At 36.0% G+C, this 14395-nt stretch carries 11 protein-coding genes; 4 read left to right on the forward strand and 7 right to left on the reverse strand.

Features of this window, described 5'->3' with window-relative positions; all coding sequences use genetic code 11:
• Window positions 1-6 precede the first annotated feature (6 nt).
• The 5 genes from I5776_RS04590 to I5776_RS04610 all read right to left on the reverse strand — a co-directional run bounded on the left by I5776_RS04590 (window position 7) and on the right by I5776_RS04610 (window position 3814).
• Window positions 7-942, reverse strand: a complete 936-nt coding sequence (locus tag I5776_RS04590) for an ABC transporter ATP-binding protein (RefSeq protein ID WP_202779187.1) — start codon at window positions 940-942, stop codon at window positions 7-9.
• A 117-nt stretch (window positions 943-1059) separates the two neighbouring features.
• Window positions 1060-2163: a sensor histidine kinase gene (locus I5776_RS04595; RefSeq protein WP_202779188.1), complete on the reverse strand. Its 1104-nt coding sequence runs from the start codon at window positions 2161-2163 to the stop codon at window positions 1060-1062.
• Window position 2164: 1 nt separating this feature from the next.
• Window positions 2165-2806, reverse strand: a complete 642-nt coding sequence (locus I5776_RS04600) for a response regulator transcription factor (protein WP_246483918.1) — start codon at window positions 2804-2806, stop codon at window positions 2165-2167.
• A 529-nt stretch (window positions 2807-3335) separates the two neighbouring features.
• Window positions 3336-3473 (reverse strand): YjcZ family sporulation protein, encoded by a 138-nt coding sequence (locus I5776_RS04605; RefSeq protein WP_202779189.1) that lies wholly within the window; start codon window positions 3471-3473, stop codon window positions 3336-3338.
• Window positions 3474-3640: 167 nt separating this feature from the next.
• A complete protein-coding gene (locus tag I5776_RS04610; RefSeq protein WP_202779190.1) occupies window positions 3641-3814 on the reverse strand; it encodes a hypothetical protein in 174 nt (57 codons plus the stop codon).
• Window positions 3815-4043: 229 nt separating this feature from the next.
• On the opposite strand from I5776_RS04610, the gene I5776_RS04615 reads away from it, so the two are divergent.
• The 4 genes from I5776_RS04615 (at window position 4044) to I5776_RS04630 (ending at window position 10941) form a co-directional block, all read left to right on the forward strand.
• On the forward strand, window positions 4044-5612 hold the full coding sequence (locus I5776_RS04615) for a transglycosylase SLT domain-containing protein (protein WP_202779191.1): 1569 nt from the start codon (window positions 4044-4046) through the stop codon (window positions 5610-5612).
• Between the two features lie 412 nt (window positions 5613-6024).
• Window positions 6025-7134: a metallophosphoesterase gene (locus I5776_RS04620; RefSeq protein WP_202779192.1), complete on the forward strand. Its 1110-nt coding sequence runs from the start codon at window positions 6025-6027 to the stop codon at window positions 7132-7134.
• Between the two features lie 184 nt (window positions 7135-7318).
• Complete coding sequence (locus tag I5776_RS04625; protein WP_202779193.1) at window positions 7319-9181, forward strand: S8 family serine peptidase; 1863 nt, start codon at window positions 7319-7321, stop codon at window positions 9179-9181.
• A 137-nt stretch (window positions 9182-9318) separates the two neighbouring features.
• Window positions 9319-10941, forward strand: a complete 1623-nt coding sequence (locus I5776_RS04630; protein WP_202779194.1) for a S8 family peptidase — start codon at window positions 9319-9321, stop codon at window positions 10939-10941.
• A 59-nt stretch (window positions 10942-11000) separates the two neighbouring features.
• Here the strand turns inward: I5776_RS04630 and I5776_RS04635 are convergent, their stop codons facing one another.
• Together I5776_RS04635 and secA2 are read right to left on the reverse strand one after the other, a co-directional pair.
• Window positions 11001-11882 carry an accessory Sec system S-layer assembly protein gene (locus I5776_RS04635; protein ID WP_202779195.1) on the reverse strand — a complete coding sequence of 294 codons (882 nt, stop codon included), beginning with the start codon at window positions 11880-11882 and terminating at the stop codon, window positions 11001-11003.
• 20 nt (window positions 11883-11902) lie between these two features.
• Window positions 11903-14269: an accessory Sec system translocase SecA2 gene (secA2, locus tag I5776_RS04640; protein ID WP_202779196.1), complete on the reverse strand. Its 2367-nt coding sequence runs from the start codon at window positions 14267-14269 to the stop codon at window positions 11903-11905.
• Between the last annotated feature and the right edge of the window lie 126 nt (window positions 14270-14395).

A 14395-nucleotide genomic window follows, 5' to 3' on the forward strand; every position in this document is an offset into this window, starting at 1 on the left:
TCCTCTTTAGTCCCTTAAATTTCTACCTGTTAATGTTAAAAATACCGTTTCTAAATTTGGTGCTTTTTCTTGTAAGGAGCGAATTTCGATATGATTGGTGATAAAATGCTCGATAATTTTGTTTAAGTTATTCACACCCGTATCGGAATTGATTTTAATAAGATTTTCATCGAGTTGAACAGCCTCGACACCATTAATTTCTTTAATTCGATCAAGCGATATATTTTCGGTCGATTTCACTTCAATCCAAATATCTTTCGTATTCGTAATAATTGATTTCAATTGTTCTTTCGTTCCTTCAGCAATAATTTTTCCATGGTCAATGATGGCGATGCGTGAGCAAATTTCCTCTACTTCTTCCATATAGTGACTTGTGTAAATGATGGTACAGCCCATTTCATTTAACTTCCGAACCGAGGTCAAAATATAATTACGGGAGTGAGGGTCAATCCCAACTGTTGGTTCATCCATAATGATCAATTTGGGACGATGGGCGATGGCACAAGCAATATTTAAACGGCGTTTCATACCGCCGGAAAAATTTTTCGGATAGCTTTTATGCTTATCTTGTAAGCCGACAAATTCAAGTGCTTCCTCCACTCGGTCCTTTAATTCCTCCCCACGCAAGCCGTATAGGCCAGCAAAGAATTTCACATTCTCATATGCGGTTAAATCTTCATAAATCGCTAAATCTTGAGGAACCATGCCGATATTCATTTTTGCATATCGACTGTTTTTCACGATGTTTTTTCCGAGAATACTAATTGTTCCATCATTACTCCGAAGTAGACCTGCAATCATATTAATGGTTGTGCTTTTTCCGGCCCCGTTCGCACCGAGAAATCCAAATATTTCACCTTCTGCAATGGAGAGGGACATATTATCCACAGCGATAAAATCGCTGAATTTTCTCGTTAAGTTTTTTATTTCTAACACGTTCATCTTCTCACCCCTAATGTTTTGTATATTGTTAGTATAAAAAAAAGAATGAAGCGATATAAGTGGAATCGTTCATTCTTTTCACATGAAGATATTCATATTTTTTATATGAGATTTTCATTATTGGATAGGCAGCAAAGTCGTAACGGAGAAACCGTGGGTGCTGTCAACGATAATTTTCCCATTGATGGAGGCTGTTCGTTCTTCCATCCCAATAATGCCAAGACCTTTTTTTATTTTATCTGCCCCTTTACCGTTATCCTTCACTTCAACCCTTATTAATTTGTTGAGAACTTTAATATCCACGGATACTTGAGAGGCGTCCGAATATTTCATCGTATTTGTTAAAGCCTCCGTCACATTCTCATGAATAACTTTCCATTGGATAGGGGAAATCGTATCCAAATTCCCATTGTGAGTGAGGGTAGTGTTTAAGTCATGTTTTGTTGAAAATTCATCTATAAAAAGTCTCATTCGATGGATTCCAACTTGTTCGGTAGGGGGCTTCATATTTTTTAACGTCATTCGGATATTTTCAATGCCTTCTTTTGAAATATTAATTGCATTTTGAAGCAATTCCGCAGCCTTTTCTTTATCAAGTTCTATTAACCGTTTGGCTGCTTCCATTTGGATTAATGCTCCTGTCATCGAATGGCCGATTTTATCATGTATTTCTTGAGAAATTCGATTTCTTTCTTCTAATTTAACGGTGTATTCCGATTGTCGTATGTATTCTTTATTTTCATTCAAATGCTTGGTCAGCTTTTGAATATTTTTTCTCATCTGATCCATTTGGGATTCGTTTTTGTTCATTAGAAAGAAATGTCTAGTAGCGATGATGTAGATGATGAAGCTTGATATAGCAACTAATCCATAAATTGTTTGCGTATCAATCTGTATGTATAATAATGGAATAAATGTTAGCGCTAATAAAATGATTTTACTATTGGTAAAACGAGCAACCAATTCAATAACTGACAAAGGTAATAAGATAATAAAGAATGCATAGACAAAATGGTAGGAACAAATCGTTAAAATAATCGACAGGCAAATCAGCGACTTTTTGATAATGTCACGTTTAAAAATATATAAAGTAATATTGATGCAAAAATAAATAAGGGAGGCAAAAACAACCCATGAAATGTTCTCTGAATCGGCTCGTATGCAATTAACAGCTATAAAGGTAATTAAAGCAACCTTATTGAGGATGATCCAAAATTCCATATTAATCTACTTTTCCCGTAATAAAATAAATGGCGATCTGAGTCCGATGTTCAAGGCCGGTTTTCCCCAATATTGAGGTGATATAGTTGGCAACCGTTCCTTCAGAAATAAATAATTGCTTTGAGATTTCTTTATTCGAATAACCTTTTGCAATTAAAGACATAATATCCTGTTCTCTTTCCGTAAATAACTTTGCATCAATTTTAGCCGCAGTTTCCTTTTTTTCCATTAAGTTAGATTTTATTTTTTCTAAAACGACATCCTGCATAATGCTATTTCCATTAAACACTGTTTTGATCGCATCGCGAATTCGTTCCGGATTGTTATTTTTTAATAAATAGCCTTTTGCTCCATTTTTCACAGCATCCAATATGTATTCATCGTCGTCAAACGTCGTCAAAATGATTGGTTTCGTCGTCGTCTGTTCAGACAGAATCTTTGTGGCCTCGACTCCGTTCATATTTGGCATTCGCACATCTAACAATGCGATATCCACTTTATGCTTTTTACAGTAATCGACCGCTTCTTGACCATCATTGACAGTGTCAAGAACCTCAAATTCTTCGTACGTATTTAAAATGATTTTTAAACCCTCACGGATAAATGAATTATCATCTGCAATAATCACTTTTATTTTAGTCAAATGAGTGTCACTTCCTTCAATATGAAAAATTAAGCACGGAAAACATTTTGCATAGCCTTATTATATGCATATTTGATGATGAAAAAATACTGGGGAATGAAAAAATGTACTAACTATACAAAGGGTTCATTTCTTTAAGTATGTTTTTAGGTGTTTTTAACTGACCGTTCCTTTTCGCTCCAGGCACTTGCTTTCCGCGGGGAGGAAGTCGAGCCTGTCTAGTTCCGGCGGCTATCGACGTACGAACTTCCGGTCACCTCCCTACGATAAGTCATCATCGATTCACCCTTTGGGTTCATCGTGATTCCTTTATCTCAGTCGCTGCCCTCCAGTTCGTACGTCGATAAGCAAGCCGCCTCTACTTTTCTAACTCCTCGGCGCCCCGCGCCTGTGGGGTCTCGACTTTTCCTCTATATCCCGCAGGAGTCAAGAGCCTTCCGCTACAATCCACTCCGTGTTTCCAACTATATTTTATAAAAGATCCTCACAAAAAAAAGAAGCGTCATTAAAAACGCTTCCTTTCGTCAACTTAGTAGTAATAAGAAGCACCGACAATGATTAAAAGGATGAACAAGACAACAATTAAAACAAATGTTGATCCGCCGCCGTAGCCACCGCCAGCATAGCCGTAACCGCCACCGCCACTCATGCAACCGCCGTAACCCATTATAACACCCCCCTTTACAAGGATAATTTACTTTATGTAAGGAGGGGGTTTTTTGAAATGGACAACAGTTTAGAGGCTGAAATTTAGGGAAATTTGGCGAATGCACAGGTTTTTAAGAAGTTTTTTACCATGGGCTGTTTCGCATGAAAAAGTTTGTAAAAAATGCCTTATTGCTTTTGCAGATAAACAGTTAACTGTGTTAAATCTAGCGTTAATTTTTGATATTCATATAAATTAGGAAAGATGGCCGCACTACCTGTATTCAAAAGATCGGAAATGGTTTCTTTATAGTTTGGTACTTGCAATGTTTCTTCATTATCCATAAAAACGACCTGAACCATAGAATCCTCCTAGAATAACTGTTATTACTCTAATTTTACTAAAATATTGAATAGTTTTCCAGATGAAATCATCGCGCACTGTATGTCGGATGGAGGTATTTCCTTGGAAATAAAAAAAGAATAAAATTGATTTTTGTCGAAATTGCAAAAAAATAGGAAGTTTTTCATCCTTTGTTTCAGATAGAATAATAGTATAATAGAATGGAATATTAATTAGGGGTGTGGATAATTGAAATTGTATCGATTATGTATAGTTATGATAATCTTAGCTGTCTTTGGATTCGGTCAAACAAATGTATTTGCTGCAAGTAAAACAGATACACTTGTCAACTCCGCAGTGAAATTGGGAAAAGTTCTAGCTGATATGACAACAGTTGGGAAAAAGGCTACAGGGAAAAATATCCCGACCAAGGAGTACAAAGCAGCGATAACAAAATATAAAAGTGCTAAATCAGCGGTAAATAAACAGTCGGGGAAACAGAAAAAAACAAATCTTTCAAAACTAAAAACTGTAAATACGCAAATATCCCGTGGGAAAAAATATATCGATGCTGTATATGATAAAAAAACGCGTGATACCGTAAAAAAACTGTATAAAACACCTGCAGAAAAGATGAAAAAGGATCTGAACTACCCAGTTACCGTAAAGAAAGCAATCGATGAAACAAGTAAGCTAATGAAAACGAGCACGTCATCCAATAAACTGACCGCACCATACTATAAAATTTTAGTATATATTGACTCGATTTCTCAGCAGAAAATGAAACAACAACTGTTAAAGGAAGTAAAGAAAATAAATTCAACCATTCCGAGTAAATTGAACACAGGAAAATTTTCTGAATATGTAAGTATGGAAATGAATTTCGAGCGGCTCGATTCGTATATTTCCAAAGGAAAGTCAAATGCGAATGTTCCTGGAATCTACAATCAATTAAAGAAAAGCATATCATCAGTCAGTTCTAAAACAGATAGGGCACGTTTACAAAAAAGATTCACAGGCATTATGAATCAACTAAAGGTAAGCGTGAAAGAGTTAAAAGGAATGTTAACAAAGTCGGCGGTTGCAAAAGGAATTCCACCGGAAGTAGTGAAATCCATTGCCGTTACAGAAAACGGGAGTCTTACACAATTTCTATCAAATGGCGAAGTGTTCAAAAGCCATGATAATGGATATGGAATCATGCAAGTGACACCTATGTCAGATTCCGATAAAAGCTATGATTGGAATCGAGTGAAGTATGATTTATCTTACAATATTCAAGCAGGAGTAGAAATTTTAGCGAAAAAGTGGAACTATGCTTTTTTATCTTCTCCACTTATGCCGAAAATTAATAACGGCGAAAAGAACCTTTTAGAAAATTGGTATTTTGCCATAATGGCCTATAACGGATTATCAACAAAAAACGATCCAAATAAAGTGACCAAACCTTATCAGTTAAAGGTATATGAAAACCTGAAAAATCGGACATTAATGAGCCCAGAAATTATTAAAAAACAGGATGTTATTTTTACAGGCAATCCAGCCAAATTGAAAACGACCGCGATTAAGACAAAACTAAAGACAAAAAGCACACAATTTTATAAAAAGAATAATCGTGTAACAATCTCATCCAGTGCAAACTTTCGAACAAAACCAACAACAAACAGTACTCGTAAAACTTTTCCGAAAGGTACGAAGGTAACGATTCTTAGTGGGGCAATTGAAGATGACAGCTCAGCGAATCTTTTTGTGTGGTACAAAGTAAGCGTCTCCGGAGTAAAAGGCACTTGGTATGTGGCATCATCGAATTTAAAATGAGGAACATTTAGGTCAGGCACATTCATGCCTGGCTTTTTTAAAAGGTAAGAAAGTATAAATTTTATAGAGTTAATATTCCTAATAAATAACTTCTTTGTCTAGCTCCAGCGCCTATCGACTAGAAAACTTCAGGACTTTTCCCTACGATAAGTCAACATCGATTCGCCTTACAGGCTTATCGTGTTTCCTTTATCTCAGTCAAAGTCCCTCCAGTTTTTACGTCGATGAGCAAGGCGCTTCCGCTTTTCTTATTTTGTTTAAGAACATCGATATTCAAGGCGCTTTGCGCTTTTGTTACTTAAAACGAATGATTTTACGAAAAATTGCACAACATATAAATCCACGAAATTCCTTTTGAAGGGATTGAATATGCCCGATGTGCAAGAAACTCATATCATTCTTTTTCATATATATGATCGTATGTTCCTCTTTTCCGGTTTATGGATATGAAGTGGAACCATTATCCGGAATCGTTGATTTGCGAATAATGGAAACAACAGATTTACATGGAAACATTGTTGATTACGACTATATAAAACATAAGAAAACAGTTGAATATGGCTTAGCACGAACCGCCACCCTAATCAAACAAGCGAGAAAGGAAGTTTCTAATTCACTTCTCTTTGATGATGGGGATTTACTGCAGGGAAATCTTTTAGCAGACTATATCGCTTATATTGACCGGTTCGAGACGGAACCGATCCATCCGATGATTAAGGTGATGAATTATCTAAATTATGATGCGGCTGCATTAGGAAATCACGATTTTCATTATGGGCTGGACTTTTTACATCGAACAATTAAAGATGCAAAATTCCCTTTTATAAATGCCAATATGTATGTGAATGATCACAAACCGTTTAATTTCAATGAAATTAATATGTTTAAACCGTATACTATTATTAACAAAAAGGTTAAGGATCGAAACGGTAAGATGCACACGATTAAGGTAGGGGTTATTGGCTTTGTCACACCATGTGTCATGAAATGGGAGAAAAAATCGATAGCAGGTAGAGCAAAAGTAATGGATATTGTAAAATCAGCAGAAGCATTTGTTTCAAGAATGAAGAATGAGGGAGCAGACATTGTTGTTGCCCTTGTGCATTCAGGATTTGATGAAACAGCCAAAGCCTATGAAAAATCTGAAAATGCAGTATCCCCATTAAGCCTTGTTCCTGGAATTGATGTTATTTTATTTGGGCACCAACACAAAGTTTTTCCCGACAAATCCAAGCTGAAAGGAATTTCAGGAGTGGATTCAAGTATGGGGACGATTAACGGGGTTCCCGCAGTCGAAGCTGGCAGCTGGGGAAATTATTTAGGTATCGCAGACTTGATTTTACAAAGAAATAATGGAAAATGGGTTATCCTTCATTCTAACTCAAAAGCCGTTCCCATTTTCAAAGTAGAAAAGAAAAAAGCAAAACCATTAGTAAAGGCTGATCCGATAATTTTACAAATGGTAAAAGAAATCCATGAAAAGACTATTCAATATAGCAGAAGAATTAGCAATCAAAAATGACTCGTGACTATCGTTCTATCTTTAAAACATAGTTATGAGTCATTTGTTATATAATCGATAAAAAGTAAGAATATTTTATCGGACTTTGCTACCAATTTTGTGTTAGAGTATTAAATTATTTCATATTTGTAATTTAATGGTGATACTATAGATGTTGGATAGAAAATGTAAATGGGGGATCATGATGGGGAAAAAACTTTTTAAAACAATTGCCTCAGTTGCCGCTGCTGCGGTCATTAGTAGTGCAATACCTAGTTTTGCCAATGCTGAGGAGAATTTTGATCGGATTAAGCAAACCTATGATCAAACACAAAAAAACGCTCGCACCTTGTCTGCAACATTCAATTTAGCAAATGTATTTGATCGCCAAATTATGATTAAGACAAAAACAGCAAAGTCCGTACTTTCAAAGAAATTTGGTTTATCATTTGTTGAAAATACTAGTAGTCTCATAGGAGAAGATTTATATATTGCCAGAGTCCCAGACAAATTGAATTATGTCAGTACACTTAATAAGCTAAAAGGCTCATCTTTCATTGAAATAGCAGAACCAAATTACATACAAGATAAAGTAAGCGGGATTCCTAATGATGAATATTACCCTATGCAATGGCACTTACCAAAGATCGGTGCACCATCTATATGGCCGCTAATTCAAAACAAAAAACAAGTAACTGTAGCCGTTCTTGATTCAGGTGTGGATACGAGACATCCCGACTTAGCAGGACAATTATTGCCGGGGTATAATGTCCAAACTGGTTCAAGTGATGTTACTGATACTGTGGGACATGGAACAGCTGTAGCAGGTACCATTGCAGCGAAAATGAATAATGGAATTGGTACGGTTGGTGTGAATCCATATGCGAAAATTCTCCCAATTAAAGTAGGAGGCCAGAAAATCGCAGTATCTGATTCAATAAAAGGAATCAATTATGCAATTTCTAAAGGTGCAAAGGTCATTAATATGAGTTATGGCGGTTCATCGTATAGCGAATTGGAATTTGATGCCTTGCTTCGTGCGGCTTCTAAGGGAATTACAGTGATTGCAGCAACAGGCAATGATGGCAGAACTGTTAATTACCCAGCTGCATACCCTACCGTGTTAAGTGTTGGCTCGACTAATGAAAAGAATCAGGTTTCAAGTTTTTCAAGCAGAGGAACATTACTTGATGTAGTAGCACCAGGGGAAAACATCGGAACACTGGGATTAAATAATCAATACGGAGCAGCTGTTGGAACATCCTTTGCCGCACCGATTGTTAGTGGGATGGCATCATACATCCTGTCAGTTTCACCGAATATGCCGCCAGTTGGTGTAGAATATTTATTGGAAAAAGGGGCAACGAACTTAGCGAGTAAACCAAACATTTGGAGTACAAAAGCTGGTTACGGATTGGTTAATGGAATTAGAACATTTAATACAGATCTCCCGAATTTAAAAGGAGATATTGGGAATACACGAAGTAAAGCAAAAGCAATCTCTGTAAATAAAAAGTATACTAATAAATTTGATATTCCATTAGACAGTGACTGGTACAAATTGAAGGTCACGAAGACAATGAAAGTAAAAGTTGATTTAAGCGCTGTCCGAAATATTGATGGTCTCATCTGGTTTGACAAATATTCCAGCGGAAAGACATCAATGGAAACACTCTATAATAAAGGAAAGCTAGGAAAAGCGGAAAGCTTTACTAGAACGTTGAAACCGGGAACTTATTACTTCCAAGTAATGGAGTTCAATAATCATTGGTCGCCACAAGCTTATTCATTTAAAGTAACGAAATTAGATACAACACCACCAGCAGCACCGAAAGTAAAAAGTATTACAACTAAATCTACGAAACTAACAGGTAAAGCTGAAAAAGGTGCAAAACTAACGCTTAAAAAAGGTTCAAAAGTAATAGCAAAAGGAAAAGCTTCATCCAAATCCACCTTTTCCATTAAAATACCAAAACAGAAAAAAGGAACAATTCTTTACCTGACAGCAACTGACGCCGCAGGAAACAAAAGCAAAGCAACCAAAATCGTAGTGAAAAAGGCAAAATAAGGAAGGTTGGTACCTGGCAAGTGTCAGGTACCTTTTTTCTTTATTTTGGAAATCATAAACCTTTCCCAAAACGGTGGTATTCCATGATAAAATGATAGAATAATGGAATAGACAGAATTTCAAGTGGAGGATTCAATATGAGAAAAAGGATGTTAAGTGTAGTTGCATCTGTTGCTATTACGGCATTATTAAGCAGTATTCTGCCAACAAATGCAAATGCACAAGAAAAGATGAGTCTGAATAGGTTAAAAGCAAGTTTTTATCAACAGAAGAACAGTAGGGCCGTAACATCCACCATTAATCTTTCAAAGGTAAAAGATCGCCAAATCCTAATTAAAACAAAGGATATTAACAAAGTGTTTTCAAAATATAGTGGAATTAAACGATTAAATAGCCATGATATTTTGGAAACGAAAGATTTATATATTGTCAGAGTTCCAGAACGACTGAATTATTCTACTACCTTAAATACATTAAAAAAACTACCGTTTATCTTATCGGCCGAACCGAATTATTTGCAAGAAAGGAAGGTTAGCGCGGTACGAAAACCTAATGATCTATACTACAAAAAACAATGGTATTTAAATAAAATTGGCGTACAAGCTCTTTGGCCATTAATCAAACCAAATGCCAAGCCTGTAACAGTGGCAGTGCTCGATACTGGGGTAGATGTATCCCATCCAGATTTAAAGGGCCAACTTGTGCAAGGGTATGATATTGTCCGGCATTCGAAAAATGTAAATGACTGGGATGGTCATGGGACAGCGGTAGCGGGAACAATTGCAGCAAAAATGAATAATAAACTTGGTATTGTTGGTGTAAATCCTTTTGCAAAAATCCTTCCTGTCAGAATTGGAGGAGAGGAAATTGCTGATTCAGATTCCATTGCTGGAATTTACTATGCAATTAAACATCATGCCGATATTATTAATATGAGCTATGGTGGCTCGGAAGGCAGCGAAGCGGAATTTGATGCCATTTTGAGTGCTGCACAGCATGGAATTACGGTAGTTGCAGCATCAGGTAATGAGTACGGAGGGGAAGTTGAGTATCCGGCTGCTTATCCAACGGTCATCAGTGTTGGTTCAACGAATAATAAAAATAAGATATCTGACTTCTCTAATGTTGGTCCCCAATTAGATTTAGTCGCACCAGGTGAAAACATAAAAGTATTAGCATTGAAAAATAGATATGCATTGGAAGATGGCACATCATTTTCTACACCAATTGTCAGCGGACTTGTCTCAATCATTAAATCGATATCTCCTTCGTTAAAACCGAATATGATTGAATATATCCTTGAAAAAGGTGCCATCCCTTTATCAAAATCTGCAAGTACTTGGAATCAGAACAGTGGATATGGGATGGTGAGAGCAATCAATCCATCAAGCATCAAACTTCCTAATGTAAATGACGATGTAAGTGATGATCGTGCCAAGGCAAAAACGATTGCTTTAAATAAAACATACACGAATAAATACGATCTTCCGATGGATAGTGATTGGTATAAGTTGGAAGTGACGAAAAACATGACACTAAAAGTAGAGCTAAGTGGTGTTACTAACATGGACGGTATCGTTTGGGTAGATAAAATGTCAAAGGGAAAAGTGACAAAAGAAGAAATGCATAACAAAGGAAAACTAGGTGCAAAAGAAAGCTTCACCTATAAAGTTACACCCGGAACCTATTACTTTCAAATTTTAGAAGCCAATAATCATTGGTCAACAAAACCATACAGTTTTAAAATAAAAAAGGTGTAGTAGATATGCAAAAAAAAGTTCCTTCAGATAACTAGAAGGAACTTTTTTTTATAGCATAACTATTTCTGATTTGGAGGGTAGGCCTTCCATGAAGAAAAGTCAGGATTGTCTTTTTGAATAAGCTCACTAGGAAAGATAAATGTCCACGGTTTGCTCGTATTAGCCTTTACTTCAAAATCATCTAGTTTAAAGCCGCCAGCTGCTACTTGATCACCAGCAGCATCTTCAACAATTAATGGCAATGATTCAATTTTGATATTTTTATCAGACCCATTTCGAATAAGCAGAGTGATATGTAAATCATCAGCCTTACGATTAGCTTGTATTCCCATAAAATTAATTTCACCAGACTTAGGCGGCTGTACATTTTTCAACAACTGAGTTAATTTTTCTTTATCCTCCTCAGTAAGACTTTGCTCCCACTCTTTGGATAAATCTAACTCATGCTCTTTCTTCATTTCAAAAGCAAGTTTCCAACCTTCTTCGGGGAAAGACATGGAATAAATGTCTTCAGGGGCAAAATAGAAATGCCACGGCCGGCTGCTTCTTGGTGGAAGTTCGCCAAGATCACCTAAATCAAAGTTCTTACGGGCTAATAATTCTCCCTCAGATCCGATTAAGACAATAGGTACAGAGCTGAACTGGATACCTTTATCTAGACTGCTGCGGACAAAAGCAGTAACCAATAGACCTTCATCCTCTGTTTGATTAATTTCAATGCCGGACAATGAAATTTGATTGGGCTTTAATGGCTTATTTTCATTATTAAGGAAGCGTAGAATATACTCCTGTTCAATTGAATCCAACCATTCTGGTAAAATAGATAACTTCGTTTCTATGTCCTCATTTTCACCCACTTCGGATGATTGCTTGTTAAATAGTTCATCCGTAGAAATAATACTATCTTTTCCTTGTTTTTTCTTCTTACTGCTAAATAACATACATACACCTCCTATTTAATTTATTCTTCATCAATTGTTAAGATCGATCTCACATGATCATTTACGATTGTGCAAACTTCCTCTTCAATTTGATAGAATGTTTGCGTAAATACTTTTAATCCTTCTTTTTGATAAACGAGAATTGGATCTTCTTGACTATAACCCCTTAATCCAATGCCTTCTTTTAATTTAGTCATAGATTCGAGATGTTGGTTCCAATACATGTCAATTACATGAAGAATGTCGTATTTTATTTCAAGGAACAAGTCAGGGTTTTCTATCGACATTTCTTTTATCATTTCAATAGATGCCTCTAAATGAGTTACTAGTTGGTGTTTAAATTCATCGATATCAACTTCTAGTACATCCAAATTAAAATTGAACTCTTTTAAGCTAATTAATTGTGCTTTATGGAAGAGGTCTTCTATTTTATCGGTAGTTAGATCTTCTTGTTCAAAATATTTCTGTTTATAATAGTCGGCCATATTTTGATATGTTTTCAAAATATAATCCGATAGATTATCCGCTTCTAATACGGTATCTCTATTTTTATAAATAATATATCTTTGCTCATTAACTACATCATCTAATTTCAATGTGTATTCCCGAGCGGAATAATTGCTTCCTTCACATAATCTTTGCACACGATCAACGAATTCGTGAATGTTTTTATTTAAAATTAATCCATTTGCATCGGTTTTTAATGATTTTTTCAACTTTTCCAGTTGTTCAGCAGCGAAGCGTTCATTAATTTCATCTTCAATTGAAATGAAAAATTGACTTGAACCAGGATCCCCTTGTCTACCAGCTCTCCCTTTTAATTGATCATCGATCCGTCTGCTTTCATGTCTTTCTGTACCAATAACACAAAGACCGCCTAAATCGGCAACCCCTTCTCCAAGTTGGATATCGGTTCCGCGACCGGCCATATTAGTAGCGATGGTAATTTGATTCATTTGTCCTGCAACGGAGATAAGTTCAACCTCTTGTTCAACGCTTTTAGCATTTAATAATTGGAAAGGCAATTTAGCCTTTGACAAATACTCAGCTACAAGTTCAGATTGTTCGATGGAAGTTGTTCCGATTAAAATCGGTTGACCTGTTGCATGACGATGAGCTACTTCTTTTGTCATCGCTTCATATTTTTGTGTTATCGTTTCAAAGACAAGATCTTCCTTATCAATTCGTTGCTTCGGTTTATTAGTTGGAATTTGTACAACATCCATTCTGTACACTTGCTGGAATTCTTTTTCCTCAGATTTAGCTGTACCAGTCATCCCCGATAATATCGGATACATCCGAAAGTAGTTTTGAATCGTAACAGTCGCTTGCATTTTATTTTCTTCGGTAAGCTCTAAACCTTCTTTGGCTTCTATTGCCTGATGTAGCCCGTCACTTAAGCTTCTTCCATCCATTACACGTCCGGTAAACGAATCAATCAGTTCAATTTTTCCATCACGAATAATATAATCAACATCTTTTTTGAAGACAACTTCCGCACGCAATGATTGAATCATGTAGTGATATAGAGGCTGATGCTCTAAATCGTATAAATTATCTAGCGAAAATGTTTTCTCGATTTTCGAAATGCCATCTTCTGTGAAGTTAACCGCTTTTGTTTCTAAATCAAACATATAATCTGCTTCATTTTTCATTCTTTTGACAACTTGAGCGCAAATCGTAAATAATTCAGAATTTAGCGAAACCTTACCGGCAATAATTAACGGGGTTTTCGCTTCATCAATAAGAATACTGTCTACCTCGTCGATGATGGCAAAATGATAAGGTCTCTGAACTCTTTGGGCAGGATCTAAAATCATATGATCTCTTAAATAATCAAATCCAAATTCTGTCCCAATTCCATATGTAATGTCAGCCGCATAGGCTTCTTGCTTTTCATTAGGTGACATATCGGATAAGTTAATCCCAACCGTTAATCCTAGAAATTCATGAATTTGTCCGATAATTTCTTTATCACGCTTAGCAAGATATTCATTTACGGTAATAACATGTACACCTTTTCCTTCAAGGGCACGCAAATAACTTGGAAGAGAGGAAACAAGAGTCTTTCCTTCACCCGTAGGCATTTCAGAAATATTTCCGTCAAGCAAAGAGAGGCCACCGATTAATTGTACATCGAAGTGGCGCATGCCGAGCACCCTTTTAGAAGCTTCACGAACAACGGCAAACGCTTCCGCTTTAATATCATCAACCGTTTTATTATTGCTTAGCAGTTCTTTAAAGTAGTTCGTTTTATCCTTCAATTCTTGGTCGCTGAGCATCGCTATTTCGGCTTCATAATTATTTATTTGATCGACAACTTTTTGATATTTTTTAATCGTACGTTCTTGAGGATTGTTTATCGTTTTTTTTAGGTAGGTAATCATCTTTAATCTCCTTACATACTTGTAACCTTATTATAACACAGTTGAATAATGTAGAGAAAAGTAGAATTATATGGAAAGATTGCGAAATAGATCATATAAAGGACTAGTTTCACACCATGATTTTTG

Source organism: Heyndrickxia vini, from assembly GCF_016772275.1.
GTDB classification, from domain to species: domain Bacteria; phylum Bacillota; class Bacilli; order Bacillales; family Bacillaceae_C; genus Heyndrickxia; species Heyndrickxia vini.